We start from the raw sequence: 17,129 nt of genomic DNA, 5'->3' as shown, positions 1-17,129 counted from the left end.
CATGTCCTGACCATGGGGTGACCATGGGGTGACTGTGTTCGTGGAAATGGTTTCCACGTAGGCTTGACCCCGCACCACCGCCACCCGCCGCCACCCGCTGCCACCTGTCCGACCTGCCCGAATCCGATCGAACCGAGGACCATGCGTTCCCACCGCCGCCTTCGGCTGCTCGCCCCCTTCCTGCTCCTTCCGCTGATAGCCGGCTGCTTCTCCTCGGGCGGCGGCTCGGACTCCGGGTCCGACGACGGTGACGGCTCCCGGCTGCGGGTCGCACTCGCCTTCCCGCCCGCCGAGAACCTCTCGCCGTACGGTGCCGACGCCACCCTCCTCAGCCGGCTCGGCGTCACCGAGGGGCTGACCTCGCTGGACGCCAACGGCAGCGCCGCCCCCGCGCTCGCCGCGTCCTGGCAGCAGAAGAACAGCACGACGTGGACGTTCACGCTGCGGGAGGCCACCTTCCAGGACGGCACGGAGGTCACCCCGGCCGCCGTCGCCGACTCCCTCGCGCACGCCGTCGCGGCGGAGCCCGCGCCGGCCGCCCTGTCCGGCGTCGGCCTCACCGCGAAGGCCGGCGGCGACCGGACGGTCACCATCACCACCGACGAGCCCGACCCCGTACTCCCGCTCCGGCTCTCCAGCCCCTCCCTCGCCATCCTCTCCGCGAAGGCGTACCGGAAGAGCGACAAGGCCGACCCGGTCGGGACCGCCACCGGGCCCTTCGAGATCACCAAGGTGAACGGGACCACCTCCGCAGCCCTCGACCGGTTCGACGACTACTGGGGCGGCCGGGCCCAGGCGTCCGGCATCGACGCCCGGTTCATCGCCGACGGCACCGCCCGCGCCAACGCCCTGCGCACGGGCGAACTGGACATCGCCGAGGCCGTGCCCGTCTCCCAGGCCGCCACCCTGGACAAGGGAACCCGGCGCGACACCGCCACCACCCGCACCACCAGCCTCCTCCTCAACGCCTCCTCCGGCCCCCTCAAGGACGCCGGACTGCGCGCCACCGCCCGCGCCGCGATCGACACTTCCGTCTTCGCCAAGGACGTGTACGAGGGGTACGGGGACGCCGGAGCCGGTATCTACGGGCCCGCCGTCACCTGGGCCGAGGGCAAGCGCCAGAAGCCGGTCGGGCGCGTCACCGCCGAGAAGGCCGACGGGCAGACCATCACCCTCGCCACCTACGACAACCGGCCCGAACTGCCCGAGGTCGCCCAGGTGGTGAAGGAGCAGCTGGAGAAGGCCGGGTTCACGGTGAAGCTCACCGTGCGCGAGTACTCGCGGCTGGAGAGCGACGCCCTGGACGGGAAGTTCGACGCGTTCGTCCTCGCCCGCAACACCCTCCTCGACACCGGCGACCCGGTCTCCATCCTCGCCAGCGACTACACCTGCGACGGCGACTTCAACATCGCCCAGCTCTGCGACAAGGACGTCGACCAGGCGGTCGCGAAGGCCGAGCAGGTCACCGACACCGACAAGCGGCGCGACGCCGCCATGGCCGCCGAGGCCCGCGTCCTCGGGACCGACGCGGTGGTGCCGCTCGTCCACCAGCGGATCATCACCGGTGTCGCCGACGGCGTGCAGGGTGTCGTCCTCGACCCCTACGAGCGCACCCTCGTCGGCACGGGAACGCGGCGCTGAGCCGTGCGGCAGCAGGTGACGGCCGCCGCGTGGCGGGTACTGCTCGCGGCCGGACTGGTGTGCGGGATCGGGCTGCTGCCCTGGCTCACCCGCACCGACCCCGCGCTGACCGTCCTCAAGGCACGGTCGGCCGAGCGGGACCCCACCCCCGAGGTGCTGGACGCCGTCCGCGAGCAGCTCGGGCTCGGTGACGGCCCGCTGCCGCTGCTCGGGAAGTGGCTCGGCGGACTGCTGCGCGGGGACGCCGGGCAGTCCTGGATCTCCGGCTCCGACGTGCTGCCCGGCGTGCTCCAGGCGCTGGGCGTGTCGGTGCTGCTGATGGCGGTGGCGCTGGTCGTCGCCGTCCTCACCGCCGGCGCGGTCTGCGCCCGTACGCTCCGGCTGGGCGCCCGGCGGCGGCTCGACGGCCGGCGGTCCCGCGGCACGGTCTCCGCGATGGTCGCCGCGCTCCCCGAGTTCCTCCTCGCCTCCGTGCTCGCCACCGTCGTCGGCGTCCAGCTCGGCTGGCTGCCCGCGCTCGGCTGGTACGGACCGCAGTACACGCTGCTGCCCGCGCTCGCCCTCGGCCTGCCCGCCGGGGCGGTCCTCGGCCGGCTCCTCGACGACCTGCTGCCCGGCGCCTTCGCCGAGCCGTGGGCGCTGGCCGCCGCCGCCCGCGGACTGACCGGCCGGCGCGTCGCCCGCCACGCCGTACGCCGCTGCGTGCCCGCGCTGCTGCCCAACTTCGGCCTGTTCGTCGTCGGCCTGACCGGCGGGGCCGTCGCCGTCGAGCAGATCTTCGACATCCCCGGCCTCGGCCGCACCACCCTCCAGGCCGCCCTCGCCCAGGACCTGCCCGTCCTCCAGGCCGGCACCCTCGCCCTGGTGCTGCTCGCCGCCGTCGCCACCGGCGGCGCCCGGCTCGCCGCCCACCTGCTCACCGGGCCCGCCCTGCGCGACGGCGCCCTGTCCACCCTGCACCGGCCCACCCCGCCCGCCCGGGGCCTGCTGCCGCTGGGCCTGGCCGCCGTCCTGCTCGCCGTCGTCGCGCTCGGCCTGCCCCGCGACCCCCTCGCCGTCGAGACCGGCGCCCGGCTCAGCCCGCCCTCCCTCGCCCATCCCTTCGGCACCGACTCCCTCGGCCGCGACCTGCTCGCCCGGGTCGGCCACGGCGCCCTGTCCACCCTGCTGCTCGCCCTCACCATCAGCGCCGCCGCCCTGGTCGCGGGCGTCCTGCTCGGCCTCGTCCCCCGGATCTCCGGGCCGCTGGTGGACACCGTCAACGCCGTCCCGCCGGTCCTGCTCGCCCTCCTCGTCACCGCCGTCGCCGGCAGCGGCACCGCCACCCCCGTCCTCGCCGTCACCGCCGTCGCCTGGGCCCCGCTGGCCGCGCACACCGCCGCCCTGCTCCAGCAGGAACGCGCCACCCTGCACGTCCTGGCCACCCGGGGGATCGGCGCGGGCCGCTGGCACCTGCTGCGCCGCGAACTCCTGCCCGCCGTCCTGCCGCCCGTGCTCCGGCACGCCCTGATCCGGCTGCCCGGCGTCGCCCTCGCCCTCGCCTCGCTCGGCTTCCTCGGCCTCGGCGCCCAGCCGCCGTCCCCCGAGTGGGGCCTGCTGCTCTCCGAGAACCAGCCCTACGCCGAACGCGCCCCCTGGGCCGTCCTCGCCCCCGCCGTCGTCCTCGCCCTGCTCGGGGCGCTGGCCGTCACCGCCGCCGGGGGAGTACGCCTGCCCCGCCGACGCCGTACGCACCGTACGGACACCTCGGAGACCGCCACCCCGGAGACGGCCAAGGAACTGGTGGGGGCGAGGTGACCGCGACCCCCGCCGGCGCGCTCCGCACGGCCTCCGGCCGCACCCGGCTCTCCCCGCTCCTGCGCCTGCTCGTCCTCACCCAGCTCGCCTTCAACGTCGGCTTCTACGCCGTGCTGCCCTTCCTCGCCGAACACCTCGGTCAGGGCATCGGCATGGCGGGGTGGCTGGTCGGGTTCGTGCTGGGGCTGCGCACCTTCAGCCAGCAGGGACTGTTCGTGGTCGGCGGGGCGCTCGCCGACCGGTACGGCATCCGGCCCGTCGTCCTCGCCGGGTGCGTGCTGCGGATCGCCGGGTTCGCCTGGCTCGGGTACGCCGACGCCACCTGGGCGGTCGTCGGCGCGGTGCTGCTCATCGGGTTCGCCGCCGCGCTGTTCTCGCCCGCCGTCGAGTCGGAGGTGGCCCGGCAGGCCGTGCTGTGGGAGGAGGAGAGCGGCGAGGACCGCACCCGGGTGCTCGCGCTGTTCACGGTCGCCGGGCAGGCCGGGGCGTTCGTGGGACCGCTGCTCGGCGCGCTGCTGCTCGCCGTCGACTTCCGCACCGCCTGCCTGGCCGGCGCCGGGATCTTCGTCCTCGTCCTCGCCGGGCACGCCTGGCTGCTCCCGCAGCGCGTCCCCGGCCGGGCCCGCGTCCGCGCCACGGGCGGCGCGCGGCTGCTGCTGCGCAACCGGCCCTTCCTGGCCCTGTGCTGCGCGTACGGCGCCTACCTCCTCGCCTACAACCAGTTCTACCTGGCGCTGCCCGCCGAGGTGGAGCGGGCGGCCGGTTCCCAGTCGCCGCTGGCCTGGCTGTTCGCGCTGTCCTCGCTGCTGGTCGTCACCGCCCAACTGCCCGTCACCCGGTGGTCGGGCCGGCGGCTGACCCCGCGCCGGTCCATGACGGTGGGCCTGGCGCTGGTCGCGGCCGGGTTCGCGGCGGTGGCGGCGGCCCGCCCCGCCGACTGGACCGGCACGGCCGGGCTGCTGCCCGCCGCCGCCTTCGTCGTCCTGCTCACCCTCGGCCAGATGCTGGTCGCGCCCGTCGCCCGGGCCTGGGTCCCCGACCTCGCGGAGGACGGCCGGCTCGGCCTGTACACGGGCGCGCTGTCCTCGGTCTCCGGGCTGATCGTCCTGCTCGGCAGCTCCCTGACCGGCTCCCTGCTGGACAGCGGGCTGCCGGCGGCGGTGCCGTGGCTGGTGCTGGCCGCGGTGCCGGTGGCGGCGGCGGTGCTGCTGCCCCGCCCGCGGAGGGCGACCGGCGCCGGTACGGCCGCCTGAGCCGCACCGGCCCGGGAGGTGCGCCGCAGCCAGAGCACGTCCCGGCCGAACGACCACACCAGCAGAGCCAGCGCCGTCAGCACCAGTCCCGTGTTCACCGCGCGCGGCAGCAGCTCCGCGCCCGCCGCCAGCAGCAGGACGCCTTGCAGCGCGGCCACCGTCTTGCGGGCCCGGCTCGGCGGCAGGGGCGCCGACAGCCAGGGCCGGACGCGGGCGGCGCCGACGAAGACGTAGCGCATCGCGCCGATCAGCAGCACCCACGGGCCCAGTCGGACGGACACGTACACGCTGAGGACCAGGATCAGGAACGCGTCCACCTCCATGTCGAAGCGGGCGCCCAGGGGGGTGGAGGTGCCGGTGCGGCGGGCGACGTGGCCGTCGACGCCGTCCAGGAGCAGCGCCACGGCGGTCAGGCCGACCAGCAGGGAGACGGGCGGCGCGGCGCGGAAGGAGTCCGCGACCAGGGCCGTGACGGCACCGACCAGGCAGGCCCGGCCGAGGGTGACGCGGTTGGCCGGGCCGAAGACGGCCGGGCGGGTGCGGTGCAGGGCCCGGGAGAGCACCGCCCAGGTGGCGCCCGCGAAGACGAGCCCGGTCAGCCAGCCGGCCGGACCCATGCCGTGCGCCGCGCCGAGCAGCGCCAGCAGCAGGACCTGCGCGCCCGCGCCGGCGGCGGTCTCCCACCGCGCGGGACGGGCGTCGTACATGTCGTTCAGGGCCACCGAACATCCTCCGGCCGTGTGACAGAGTCGGTCAGCGCCGCCACCCAGCGGCCTGTGCCCCCTCGGTACGTGGGCCGCCCGCCGACCGTTCAGGAGGAACCCGATGACGCGCACCGCCGCCGCCTTCTGGCTCGACTCGCCGGGACAGGGCGCGATCCGCCCGGTGCACCTGCCCGAGCCCGGCCCCGGGGAGGTGCTGGTGCGCACGCTCTTCAGCGGGGTCAGCCGGGGCACCGAGACCCTCGTGTTCGACGGCCGGGTGCCCGCCGGCCAGTACGCGGCGATGCGGGCGCCGTTCCAGGAGGGGGAGTTCCCGGGCCCGGTGAAGTACGGCTACCTCAGCGTCGGGGTGGTGGAGGAGGGGCCCGCCGCGCTCGTCGGCCGTACCGTCTTCTGCCTGTACCCGCACCAGACCCGCTACGTGGTCCCGGCCGCCGCCGTCACCGAGGTGCCGCCGTCCGTGCCCGCCGGGCGGGCCGTGCTCGCCGGGACCGTGGAGACCGCCGTCAACGCGCTGTGGGACGCGGCCCCGCTGATCGGCGACCGGATCGCCGTGGTCGGCGGCGGCATGGTCGGCTGCTCGGTCGCCGCGCTGCTGGCCCGGTTCCCCGGCGTGGACGTCCAGCTGGTCGACGCCGACCCGGCACGAGAACAGGTGGCCGCCGCGCTCGGCGCAGGGTTCGCCCTGCCCGGGGACGCCCTCGGCGACCGCGACCTCGTGGTGCACGCCAGCGCCACCGAGGCGGGCCTGGCCCGCTCCCTCGAACTGCTCCGGCCCGAGGGCACGGTGCTCGAACTGAGCTGGTACGGCGACCGCGACGTCGCCCTGCCGCTCGGCGAGGCCTTCCACTCCCGCCGCCTGACCGTGCGCGGCAGCCAGGTCGGCACCGTCTCCCCGGCCCGGTCCGGCAGCCGCACCCACGCCGACCGGCTCGCCCTCGCCCTGGACCTGCTCGCCGACCCCGCGCTGGACGCCCTCGTCACCGGCGAGTGCGCCTTCGAGGAACTGCCGGACGTCCTGCCGCGGCTGGCCACCGGAGAACTGCCCGCGCTGTGCCACCGGGTGCGCTACGACCGCTGAACGGGAGGCGGGGGCGGGCCGTACTACCGGACGCACCGCACCCGAACCGCCGGGCGCACTGCACCCGAACCGCCGGGCGCACTGCACCCGAACCGCCGGGCGCACTGCACCCGAACCGCCGGGCGCACCGCACCCGGAGAACACATTCGGAGACGCACCACACCTGGAGGGTCGCCCGTTGTTCAGCATCACCGTCCGCGATCACATCATGGTCGCCCACAGCTTCCGCGGCGAGGTCTTCGGCCCCGCGCAGCGCCTGCACGGAGCGACGTTCCTGGTGGACGCCACGTTCCGGCGCGAGCACCTGGACGCGGACAACATCGTCGTCGACATCGGGCTGGCCACCCGGGAGCTGGGCGCGGTGGTCGCCGAGCTGAACTACCGCAACCTCGACAACGAACCCGACTTCGCCGGGATCAACACCTCGACCGAGTTCCTGGCCAAGGTCATCGCCGACCGGCTCGCCGACCGGGTCCACCGGGGCGCGCTCGGCGAGGGCGCCAGGGGCCTGGCCGGCCTCACCGTCACGCTGCACGAGTCGCACGTGGCGTGGGCGAGTTACGAGCGTGCGCTGTGACCGACACGACCGCCGCCGAGCGGGGCCGGCTGGCGCATGTGCCCGCGCAGCGGAACGTCCCGAGGAACGGGGAGACCGTCCCCATGTCCCTGCGCTCCGTCCACTTCGTCCTGCCCGGCGGCGTCGACGACCCGGCCGCGCCCAGCGGCGGCAACGCCTACGACCGGCGGACCGGACTGGACCTGCCCGGCTTCGGCTGGCGGGTGCGGCCGGTCGCCGTGGCCGGCGACTGGCCCCGGCCCGGCCCCGACGCCCGCGCCGAACTCGCCCGCGCGCTGCGGCGGTTGCCGGACGGCGCGGTGGTCCTGCTGGACGGGCTGGTCGCCTGTGGCGTACCGGAGATCGTCGTCCCCGAGGCCGCACGGCTGCGGACGGCCGTCCTCGTCCACCTCCCGCTCGCCGACGAGACGGGCCTGGACCCGGCCGTCGCCGCGGACCTCGACGCCCGGGAGCGGGCCGTCCTGCGGGCGGTGTCCGCGACCGTCGCCACCAGCGACTGGGCGGTGCGCCGCCTGGTCGCCCACCACGGCCTGGACCCCGGCCGCGTCCACCTCGCCGCCCCCGGCGCCGACATCGCGCCCCTCGCCCCCGGCACCGACGGCGTCTCCCGGCTGCTGTGCGTCGCCGCCGTCACCCCGCGCAAGGGCCAGCACCGGCTGGTGGAGGCCCTCGCCGAGGTGGCCGACCTGCCGTGGACCTGCGCGTGCGTCGGCGGACTCGGCCAGGACCCGGCCTACGTCGGCGGGCTGCGGGCGCGGATCGGCGCGCACGGGCTGGGCGACCGGATCGAACTGGCGGGACCGAGGACCGGCGCCGCCCTCGACGCCGCCTACGCCACCGCCGACCTCATGGTGCTCGCCTCGCACGCCGAGACCTACGGCATGGCGGTGACGGAGGCACTCGCGCGGGGTGTCCCGGTGCTGGCCACGGACGTCGGCGGACTCCCGGAGGCGGTCGGCCGGGCGCCCGACGGCACGGTGCCCGGCCTCCTCGTACCGCCCGAGGACCCCGCCGCCCTCGCCGCCGCGCTGCGCGGCTGGTTCGGTGAGCCCGGCCTGCGGCGCCGCCTCAAGGCCGCCGCCCGCGCCCGCCGTACGTCCCTGCACGGCTGGGCGTCGACCGCCCAGTCCCTGGCGACCGTACTGGGACGGCTGCCCGACCTGTCCGGGAGGCCGGCATGAGGCGGACGGAGACGGTGGCCGAGGCGGTCCGCTATCCCCCCGAGTGGCTGCGGCTGCGCGAGCCCGCCGACGCCGCCGCGCGCGCCCGGGACCTGCTGGAACCGCTCCGGGCCGCGCGGCCGGCCGGTCCGCCGGCCATCCACGACGTGGGCTGCGGCACCGGCTCGATGGGCCGCTGGCTCGCCCCGCTGCTCGACGGGCCCCAGCACTGGACCCTGCACGACCGCGACCCCTACCTGCTGCACTTCGCGTCCGCCGACCCTCCGCGCGCCGCCGCCGACGGCAGCCCGGTCACCGTCGAGACCCGGCGCGGTGACATCGGCCGGCTCACCCCGGACGCGCTGCGCGGCGCCTGGCTGGTCACCGCGTCCGCGCTCCTCGACGTCCTCACCGCCGACGAGGTCACCACCCTCGCCGCCGCCTGCGCCGGAGCCGGCTGCGCGGCGCTGCTGACCCTCTCGGTCGCCGGACGCGTCGAACTGGCCCCCGCGCACCCGCTGGACGCCGAGATCGCCGCGGCCTTCGACGCCCATCAGCGGCGCAGCGGCCTGCTCGGCCCGGACGCGGTGGCGGTCGCCACGGACGCCTTCGCGGCGCACGGCGCCACGGTCCACGTACGGCCGAGCCCCTGGCGGCTGGGCCCCGACGAGGCCGCGCTCACCGAACGGTGGCTGCGCGGCTGGGCCGGTGCGGCCATGGAACAGCGGCCCACGCTGCGCGGACCGGCCGCGCGGTACCTGGCCGAGCGCCTCGCGGCCTGCCGTGCCGGGGAGTTGGCGGTGACCGTCCATCACGACGACCTGCTGGCGCTGGGCCGGCCGGCGGGCGGTGACACGTGAGCACCCCCACCGGGCGGCTCCGCCGCCACCTCGGCTCCCTCGCCGGCGTCGCCGTCCTGGCGGTCCTGCTGGGGCGGACCGGCGGCGGTCCCTTCCTGGACGGGCTGCGCCGGGTCGACGGACCGGCGCTGCTGGCGGCGCTCGCCCTCGGCCTGGTCACCACCGTGTGCAGCGCGTGGCGCTGGACGCTGGTCGCCCGCGCCCTGCGCATCGCCCTGCCGCTGGGCCCCGCCGTCGCCGCCTACTACCGTTCCCTGTTCCTCAACGCCGCGCTGCCCGGCGGCGTCCTCGGCGACGTGCACCGGGCGGTACGGCACGGGCGCGGCGCCGGTGACCTGGGCCGGGGCGTGCGGGCGGTGGTCCTCGAACGCGCCGCCGGGCAGGTGGCGCTGGCCGTCGTCGGGGCGGTGGTGCTGGTGACGATGGAGTCGCCGGTGCGGGACGAGGCCCGGCAGCTGGCACCGCCGGCCGCCCTCGCGGCGCTGGGCGCGCTGGCGGTCCTCGCCGCGCTCCGGATGAACCGGAGGCCCGTCCGCCGCCCTGTCCGCCGCCCGGTCCCGCGCGACTGGACCGGCGTCGCGGTGTCGTCGGCGGTCGTGCTGGCCGGGCACCTGGCGCTGTTCGTGCTCGCGGCCCGCGTCGCCGGCAGCGCCGCGTCCGTCGCCGCGCTGCTGCCGCTGGCCGTGCTGGCGCTGCTCGCGATGAGCCTGCCGCTCAACGTGGGGGGCTGGGGGCCTCGGGAGGGCGTCACGGCCTGGTCGTTCGGCGCGGCCGGGCTGGGCGCGGAGCGCGGGCTCGCCGTCGCGGTGGTGTACGGGGTGCTCGTCCTCGCGGCGAGCCTGCCGGGCGCGGCGGTCCTGGCCGTCCGTGGGCGGCGGCCCGCCCCGTCCGGGCGCGGGCCCGACGCCGGGGCCGTGTCCACCGGGCGCCTCCCGGCCCGTGCCCGTCTCGGCACCGCCGGCCGGCCCGCACTTGACCGCGGCCCGCACACGCCCCCGCGCTCACCCGGCGCGGCTGCGGCGACGGCGGCGGCTGCGGCGACCGTGGCGGCCGAGGCGATGGCGGCGGGTACGGCGACCGTGGCGGCCGAGGCGATGGCGGCGGGTACGGCGACCGTGGCGGCCGAAGCGACGGCGGCGGGTACGGCGACCGAGACCGCTGCGGCGACCGAGGCGACTACGGTGACCGAGGCGACCGAGGCGACCAAGGCGACCAAGGCGACTACGGCGATGGCTGCGGCGACCGCGGCGACGGCGACCGCGGCGGCTGCGGTCCGGGCCGGACGGAAGGCACCGGTGGCGTTCGTCGGCGGACCCGTCGGAAGAGGGCCGGCAGGTCCGCCGAAGCCCGGCGCCGAGGCGGCTGCCCTGCGCCGGCCCGTCCGGAGACGGCCGACGGCCGCGTACCCGGCGCGCCGCCCGCGTCAGGCGTCGCTCTCGCCCCCGGCCGGCCCGAGACCCCCGCCCCCGCCGGACGGAGCAGCCCCGTCCCCCGCCCCAGTGAGCAGCGAGAAATACGCCCCGAAGGACTCCGTGAGGCTCGCCAGCAGTGCCTCGCCCTTCGCCGCCGAACCCAGCGAAGGGCGGCCGATGACACCGGAGTCCGTGTAGGCGGCCATACCGAGGGAGAGCAGATGACGCCGGTCGTCCGCGACGAAGTCGGCGGTCTCGTAACCGGGCCGTACGTACTCCGGATGGGCGTGCAGCAGCACGGACGTCTCGATCTCCCCGGCGTGCATGTCGGTGAGCAGCGAGGTCGCCACGCCCGCCCGCAGCCGTGCCGTCTCCCAGTCCTCCGGGGCCGGGAACAGCGCCATCCGCTCACCGCGCGCCGTGGCCTCCTGGACGACGTTGCCCAGGACGTAGTTCCCGCCGTGCCCGTTGACCACGGCCAGGGCGTCCACGCCCGACCGGCGCAGCGACGCCGCGATGTCCCGCACCACCGCGTGCAGGGTCACCGCGGAGATGCTGACGGTGCCGGGCCACGCCGCGTGCTCGTGCGAGCAGGAGACCGTCACCGGGGGCAGGACGTGCACCGGATACGCGGCGCCCAGTTCCCCGGCGACGGCACAGGCCACCAGTGTGTCGGTGGCCAGCGGCAGGTACCGCCCGTGCTGCTCGTAGCTGCCCACCGGCAGCACCGCCACCTGCCGCGCTACGCCGGCCCCCCGGGCCCGCACGTCCTGCGTGGTGTCCGCCGGTATCCCTGAACCACCCATGTCCGCAAGGCCCTTCGTCTCAGCTCGTGAAACTGTTGAGGAACCCGGGAATGATGACAGAACCGCATGGCGTACCAGGCGAGAAGACCGCGCACCGGCGCACGGACGTGGAACGCGTGACGGCCGTCCCGCTGCCCACGGTGTACGGGAACTTCCTCGCCGTCGGCTACCTCGACCACCAGCGCGGCGACGAACAAGTGGCCCTGGTGTACGGCGACATCGGCACCGAGGGCGTCCTCACCCGGCTGCACTCGGAGTGCCTCACCGGCGACGCCTTCGGCTCCCGGCACTGCGAGTGCGGCGACCAGCTCGCCTCCGCGCTGCGCGCCGTGGCCGCCGAGGGCGCCGGCGTCGTCGTCTACCTGCGCGGGCACGAGGGCCGGGGCATCGGCCTGCTCGCCAAGCTGCGCGCGATGGCCCTCCAGGCGGAGGGCCTGGACACCGTGGAGGCCAACCTCGCGCTGGGACTCCCGGTGGACGCCCGGGACTACGGGGCCGCCGCCCGCATCCTCGACGACCTGGGCGTCCGCTCGGTCCGCCTGATGTCCAACAACCCGCGCAAACAAGAGGCGTTGACCCGGCACGGCATCCGGGTCGCCGAGCAGGTGCCGCTGCTGATACCCCCGTGCGAGAGCAACATCACCTACCTGCGGACCAAACGGGAGCGCCTGGACCACCACCTGCCCCACCTGGACGCCGCGGCCCCGGTGCCGGTCGGTCCGTGAGCGCCTCGTGCACCAGCCGCTTCAGGTCCCGGAACACCGTGTGCGAGGACCTCGGCCGCACCTGGGTCAGGAACTGCACCGTCAGGTCCCGGCCCGGGTCCACCCAGAACGTCGTCGTCGCCACCCCGCTCCAGCCGTACGTCCCGAGCCCCGAGGGCGCCTGGGTGCGGGCCGGGTCGGTCACCACGGAGACCCCGAGCCCGAAGCCGACGCCGTCGTTGCCGGGCTCGTCGTGCGCCGGGCGGCTGCCGAAGGCGCGCAGGTCGGCGCCGCCGGGCAGGTGGTTGCGGGTCATCAGGTCCACGGTGTCCGGGGCGAGCAGCCGTACGCCGTCCAGTTCGCCGCGGCGCCGCAGCAGCTCGCTGAAGCGGTGGACGTCGTAGGCGGAGGCCACCAGGCCGCCGCTGCCGGACAGGAACCGCGGCCTGCCCCGCAGCGGCAGCCCGGGGACGGGTGCGATGCCGCCGCCGTCCTGCTCGCCGTACAACTCGGCCAGCCGGGTCGCCTGTTCGTCGGTGACCTCGAAGCCGGCGTCCGGCATGCCGAGCGGCCCGAAGATCCGCTCGGCGCAGAAGACGTCCAGCGGCCGGCCGCTCACCACCTCCACCAGCCGCCCGAGGACGTTGCTGGCGACGGAGTAGTTCCACTGGGTGCCCGGTTCGAACTGGAGCGGCAGGCTCGCGTACAGGTCGACCGTCTCGGCCAGGTCCGCGCCGGGCCGCACCGACGACTCCAGTCCCGCCGCCCGGTACAGGGCGTCCACGGGGTGGGCGTGGTAGAACGCGAAGGTCAGGCCCGCGGTGTGGGTCATCAGGTGCCGGACCAGGACCGGCCCGGCGGCCGGGCGGGTGGTGACGTCGGGCGCCTCGCCGCTCACGTACACCCGCGGCTCGGCGAACGCCGGCAGGTAGCGGGCCACCGGGTCGTCCAGCGACAGCCGGCCCTCCTCCACCAGCGTCAGCGCGGCGACCGCGGTGACCGGTTTGGTCATGGAGTAGATCCGGAACAGCGTGTCGGCCTCGACGGGCAGGCCGGCCGCCACGTCCCGCCGGCCGTACGCCGTGAGGTGGGCGACGCGTCCGCCGCGCGCGACGGCCACCAGGAAGCCCGGCAGCCGGCCCGCGTCCACCTCCCGGGCGAAGTGCGCGTCCAGCCGCTCCAGCGCGCCCCTGTCCAGCCCGGCCTCGTCCGGGTCGGTCTCCTGCCGCAGCCGTGCCATCGTCGTTCTCCCGTCGTGCTGGTCACTCGCCGAGGTGCGTCCGGTCTACCCGCCCCGGACCGCCTCAGACCTCGGGGCCGTCGGGAACCTCGGGGGAACACACCGCCGCGCCGGCCCGTTCACCCAGGCATGACCGATGACGACGACGCCACGCGGGACGCGCTGCTGAAGCTGTTCGCCGAGGGACACGCCGGGGTGCTGGTCACCCTCAAACGGGACGGACGGCCCCAGCTGTCGAACGTCAGCCACGCCTACGACCCCGCCGACCGCACGATCCGCGTGTCGGTCACCGACGACCGGGCCAAGACCCGCAACCTGCGCCGCGACCCCCGCGCCTCCTACCACGTGACCACCGGTGACCGGTGGGCCTACGCGGTCGCCGAGGGCACCGCCGACCTGACCCCGGTCGCCGCCGACCCGCACGACGACACGGTCGAGGAACTCATCCGCCTCTACCGCGACGTCCTGGGCGAACACCCGGACTGGGACGACTACCGCGCCGCGATGGTCCGCGACCGGCGGCTGGTGGTACGGCTGCGGGTGGACCGGGTGTACGGCGTGCCGCGCCGGGACTGACCGCACGAACCAACCGGACTGACCGCACGAACCAACCGGACTGACCACACGGACCGCACGAACAAACCACACGGACCGCACGGACACAGCGGACGGACCGGGCGGACGCGCCCGGTCCGTCCGGTCCGTGGCGGCCGGACGACGGCCTCCTCAGGCCGCCACCGTCTCCGGCCGGGCCGGCTCCTCGGCCGCCCGCTCGCCCAGCCGCTCCGTCGGGACCCGGTGGGTCTCCCGGGCCGTGAGCGCCGCGATGACCGGCGGGACGCACAGCGCCGCCGTGAACAGGGCCACCGCCGACCAGTCGTCCCCGTCCGGGCCGGCGATCCGCGCCGCGAACGTCACCGCGAACCCGGCCACCGCGAACCCGATCTGGGTGCCGATCGCCACGCCCGACAGCCGGACCCGGGTCGAGAACATCTCGCCGTAGAAGGCCGGCCACACGCCGTTGGCGGCGCTGTACACCACCCCGAAGCAGAGGACGCCGGCCACGAACGTGAGCGGGTAGGAGCCCGTCGAGATCGCCCACAGGTACAGGAACATCGTCACCGCGCTGCCCGCCGCGCCGATCAGGTACACCGGCCGCCGGCCGATCCGGTCGGACAGCGTCGCCCACAGCGGGATCGCGGCGAGGGCGACGACATTGGCCAGGGCGCCCACCCACAGCATGGCGGTACGGGACATCCCGACCGAGTCGCTGGTGGCGTACGCCAGCGCCCACACCGTGAAGATCGTGCTGACGGAGGCGATCAGCGCGCCCCCGATCACCCGCAGCACGTCCGCCCAGTGCTCACGCACCAGCACCACCAGCGGCAGCTTGACGACGCCCTGGGAGGCGGTCTGCTGCTCGAAGGCCGGGGTCTCGTCCAGGTTGCGGCGGATGAACCAGCCCACGACGGCGACCGCGACGCTCAGCCAGAACGGCACCCGCCAGCCCCAGGACAGCAGGTGCTCCTCGGGCAGCGCGGCGATGGGGATGAAGACCAGGGTGGCGAGCAGCTGCCCGCCCTGGGTGCCGCTGAGGGTGAAGCTGGTGAAGAAGCCGCGCCGGCCGGCGGGCGCGTGTTCCAGCGTCATGGAGTTGGCGCTGGCCTGCTCACCGGCCGCCGATATGCCCTGGAGGACGCGGCAGAGCACCAGCAGCACCGGGGCGAGCGTGCCGACCTGCTCACGGGTGGGCAGACAGCCGATGAGGAAGGTCGACAGACCCATCAGCAGCAGCGTGAACACCATGATCTTCTTGCGGCCCATGCGGTCGCCGACGTGCCCGAGGAAGAACGCGCCGACCGGGCGGGCGGCGTACGCGACCCCGAAGGTGGCCAGCGACAGCAGGGTGGCCGTCGCCGGGTCCGACTCGTCGAAGAAGATCTCCGGGAAGATCAGCGCGGCGGCGCTGCCGTAGATGAAGAAGTCGTAGTACTCCAGGGCGCTGCCGATCCAGGCGGCGGTCGCGGCCTTCTTCGGCTGCCCCGGCGGGGCCTCGGGGGCGGGGGTGGGGACGGACACGGCGGCTCCTTCGGCATCGTCGCCTAATTAACCCACTGGGTAGTTACTAGGGGTTGGGTTGGGATGTTGCGCCCAGGTGTCCCCGGTGTCAAGAGGTGATGACTCACAGGGTCCGCCCCTGTTCAGTCCGCCGCCCGCTCCGCCGTCAGGTAGGCGATCACCATGTCGCCGAGCATGGCCCGGTAGTGCTCCCGCTGTTCGGGAGCGACCAGGTCACGGCCGAACAGGGCGCCGAAGGTGGCCCGGTTGGCGACCCGGAAGAAGCAGAAGGAACTGATCATCGCGTGCAGGTCGACGGCGTCCACGTCCGCCGTGAACAGGCCCGACTCCTGGCCCGCCGCGAGGATGCGGCGGATCACGTCCAGCGCCGGCGAACCGATCTTGCCCAGCCGTTCGGAGGCGGCGATGTGCTCGGCGCCGTGGATGTTCTCGATGCTGACCAGGCGGATGAAGTCCGGGTGCCGCTCATGGTGGTCGAAGGTGACCTCGGCCAGGCGGCGGATGGCGGCGACCGGGTCCAGGTGCTCGACGTCGAGCTGCTGCTCGGCCTCCCGGATCACGCCGTACGCCCGCTCCAGGACGGCCGTGAACAGCTGTTCCTTGCCGCCGAAGTAGTAGTAGATCATCCGCTTGGTGGTGCGGGTGCGGGCGGCGATCTCGTCGACGCGGGCCCCGTCGTACCCGGCCCGGGCGAACTCCCGGGTGGCGACGTCGAGGATCTCGGCCCGGGTGCGGGCGGCGTCGCGGATGCGCCCGTTGGATCGTGCCGGTTCGTCGACGCTGGTCATCGGGTTCCTTCGGCCGGGGCATGGATCGGTGCGGTGATTGTAGAAGGTCGGGTCTTCCCCGCGCCGGGCCTTGCTGCTATGACTAACGTACTGGTTCGTACATTAGCTGGAGGTCCCTCGTGGCCAAGGACTCGTATCTCGTCGGACTGATCGGTTCCGGCATCGGCCCGTCGCTCACCCCGGCCCTGCACGAGCGGGAGGCCGACCGGCAGGGCCTGCGCTACCTGTACCGGCTGATCGACATCGACGTCCTCGGCGCCCCGCCCGAGAAGGTGGGCGACCTGCTGCGGGCCGCCCGCGACCTGGGCTTCGACGGGCTGAACATCACCCACCCGTGCAAACAGCTCGTCATCGAACACCTCGACGCGCTCGCCCCGCAGGCGCAGGCGCTCGGCGCGGTCAACACCGTCGTCTTCGAGGACGACGGCCGGGCCGTCGGCCACAACACCGACGTCACCGGCTTCGCCGCCTCCTTCGCCCGGGGCCTGCCCGACGTACCGCTGGAGCGGATCGTGCAGCTCGGCGCGGGCGGGGCGGGCGCCGCCGTCGCCCACGCCACGCTCACCCTGGGCGCCGGACGGGTGACCGTCGTCGACGCGCTGCCCGAGCGGGCCGCCGCCCTCGCCGAGTCCCTGAACCGGCACTTCGGCACCGGCCGCGCCCACCCCGCCGCCCCGGACGACCTCCCCGGCCTGCTGGCCCGCGCCGACGGCATCGTCCACGCCACCCCCACCGGCATGGCCGCCCACCCCGGACTCCCGCTGCCCGCCGCGCTGCTCCACCGGGACCTGTGGGTCGCCGAGGTCGTCTACCGGCCGCTGGAGACCGAGCTGCTGCGTACCGCCCGCGCGCTCGGCTGCGCCGCCCTCGACGGCGGCGGCATGGCGGTCTTCCAGGCGGTGGACGCGTTCCGGCTGTTCACCGGACGGGAACCCGACAGCACGGCCATGCTCGCCGACCTCCGGGACCTGGCCGGCGCCGTCGCCACGCCCCGATAGACCCAGGAAGA

General features: G+C 75.4%; 14 protein-coding genes and 2 pseudogenes. 11 read left to right on the top strand and 5 right to left on the bottom strand.

What is annotated here, in order from left to right; translation table 11 throughout:
- Positions 1-141 precede the first annotated feature (141 nt).
- The 3 genes from ACIQR3_RS25020 to ACIQR3_RS25010 are packed head-to-tail and all read left to right on the top strand — an operon-like array spanning position 142 to position 4,691.
- A complete protein-coding gene (locus ACIQR3_RS25020; protein WP_403542628.1) occupies positions 142-1,641 on the top strand; it encodes an ABC transporter substrate-binding protein in 1,500 nt (499 codons plus the stop codon).
- A 3-nt stretch (positions 1,642-1,644) separates the two neighbouring features.
- Complete coding sequence (locus ACIQR3_RS25015) at positions 1,645-3,438, top strand: ABC transporter permease subunit (RefSeq protein WP_403542626.1); 1,794 nt, start codon at positions 1,645-1,647, stop codon at positions 3,436-3,438.
- Positions 3,435-4,691 carry an MDR family MFS transporter gene (locus ACIQR3_RS25010; RefSeq protein ID WP_403542625.1) on the top strand — a complete coding sequence of 419 codons (1,257 nt, stop codon included), beginning with the start codon at positions 3,435-3,437 and terminating at the stop codon, positions 4,689-4,691. Before ACIQR3_RS25015 ends, ACIQR3_RS25010 begins: the two co-directional genes overlap by 4 nt.
- On the opposite strand, the pseudogene ACIQR3_RS25005 reads toward ACIQR3_RS25010, so the two are convergent.
- Positions 4,682-5,413, bottom strand: a pseudogene (locus ACIQR3_RS25005) (CDP-alcohol phosphatidyltransferase family protein); the annotation flags it as partial. The gene ACIQR3_RS25010 and the pseudogene ACIQR3_RS25005 sit on opposite strands and share 10 nt — an antisense overlap.
- 103 nt (positions 5,414-5,516) lie before the next feature.
- On the opposite strand from ACIQR3_RS25005, the gene ACIQR3_RS25000 reads away from it, so the two are divergent.
- From ACIQR3_RS25000 to ACIQR3_RS24980, 5 genes and pseudogenes are all read left to right on the top strand, one after another.
- Positions 5,517-6,494, top strand: coding sequence for a zinc-binding alcohol dehydrogenase (locus ACIQR3_RS25000; protein WP_403542623.1), 978 nt, complete (start codon positions 5,517-5,519; stop codon positions 6,492-6,494).
- 178 nt (positions 6,495-6,672) lie between these two features.
- Positions 6,673-7,071, top strand: a complete 399-nt coding sequence (locus ACIQR3_RS24995; protein ID WP_403542621.1) for a 6-pyruvoyl trahydropterin synthase family protein — start codon at positions 6,673-6,675, stop codon at positions 7,069-7,071.
- Positions 7,068-8,252 carry a glycosyltransferase family 4 protein gene (locus ACIQR3_RS24990; protein WP_403542619.1) on the top strand — a complete coding sequence of 395 codons (1,185 nt, stop codon included), beginning with the start codon at positions 7,068-7,070 and terminating at the stop codon, positions 8,250-8,252. The genes ACIQR3_RS24995 and ACIQR3_RS24990 overlap by 4 nt, the downstream gene beginning before the upstream one ends.
- Positions 8,180-9,091 (top strand): class I SAM-dependent methyltransferase, encoded by a 912-nt coding sequence (locus ACIQR3_RS24985; protein WP_403542775.1) that lies wholly within the window; start codon positions 8,180-8,182, stop codon positions 9,089-9,091. Before ACIQR3_RS24990 ends, ACIQR3_RS24985 begins: the two co-directional genes overlap by 73 nt.
- Positions 9,088-9,978: pseudogene (locus tag ACIQR3_RS24980) on the top strand (lysylphosphatidylglycerol synthase domain-containing protein); the annotation flags it as partial. The gene ACIQR3_RS24985 and the pseudogene ACIQR3_RS24980, both read left to right, overlap by 4 nt.
- Positions 9,979-10,514: 536 nt before the next feature.
- Here the strand turns inward: ACIQR3_RS24980 and ACIQR3_RS24975 are convergent.
- Positions 10,515-11,309, bottom strand: coding sequence for a creatininase family protein (locus ACIQR3_RS24975; protein WP_403542618.1), 795 nt, complete (start codon positions 11,307-11,309; stop codon positions 10,515-10,517).
- A gap of 53 nt (positions 11,310-11,362) precedes the next feature.
- On the opposite strand from ACIQR3_RS24975, the gene ribA reads away from it, so the two are divergent.
- A complete protein-coding gene (gene ribA / locus ACIQR3_RS24970) occupies positions 11,363-12,034 on the top strand; it encodes a GTP cyclohydrolase II (RefSeq protein WP_403542616.1) in 672 nt (223 codons plus the stop codon).
- On the opposite strand, the gene ACIQR3_RS24965 is transcribed toward ribA, so the two are convergent.
- Positions 11,949-13,253, bottom strand: a complete 1,305-nt coding sequence (locus tag ACIQR3_RS24965) for a serine hydrolase domain-containing protein (protein ID WP_403542614.1) — start codon at positions 13,251-13,253, stop codon at positions 11,949-11,951. The two genes, ribA and ACIQR3_RS24965, sit on opposite strands and share 86 nt — an antisense overlap.
- 129 nt (positions 13,254-13,382) lie before the next feature.
- Here ACIQR3_RS24965 and ACIQR3_RS24960 point away from each other — a divergent pair, with 129 nt between their 5' ends.
- Positions 13,383-13,829, top strand: coding sequence for a PPOX class F420-dependent oxidoreductase (locus ACIQR3_RS24960; protein ID WP_403542613.1), 447 nt, complete (start codon positions 13,383-13,385; stop codon positions 13,827-13,829).
- Positions 13,830-13,979: 150 nt separating this feature from the next.
- Here the strand turns inward: ACIQR3_RS24960 and ACIQR3_RS24955 are convergent, their stop codons facing one another.
- On the bottom strand, positions 13,980-15,332 hold the full coding sequence (locus ACIQR3_RS24955; RefSeq protein ID WP_403542611.1) for an MFS transporter: 1,353 nt from the start codon (positions 15,330-15,332) through the stop codon (positions 13,980-13,982).
- A 122-nt stretch (positions 15,333-15,454) separates the two neighbouring features.
- Complete coding sequence (locus tag ACIQR3_RS24950; RefSeq protein ID WP_215164870.1) at positions 15,455-16,120, bottom strand: TetR/AcrR family transcriptional regulator; 666 nt, start codon at positions 16,118-16,120, stop codon at positions 15,455-15,457.
- A 119-nt stretch (positions 16,121-16,239) separates the two neighbouring features.
- Between ACIQR3_RS24950 and ACIQR3_RS24945 the strand changes: the two genes are divergently transcribed.
- The gene (locus ACIQR3_RS24945) at positions 16,240-17,118 is read left to right on the top strand and encodes a shikimate dehydrogenase (RefSeq protein ID WP_403542609.1); all 879 of its coding nucleotides are present in this window, start codon (positions 16,240-16,242) and stop codon (positions 17,116-17,118) included.
- The last annotated feature ends 11 nt before the right edge of the window (positions 17,119-17,129 follow it).

Source organism: Streptomyces sp. NPDC090994 (assembly GCF_044768905.1).
Taxonomy (GTDB): Bacteria; Actinomycetota; Actinomycetes; order Streptomycetales; family Streptomycetaceae; genus Streptomyces.
This window is presented reverse-complemented; position numbering and strand designations above follow the sequence as displayed.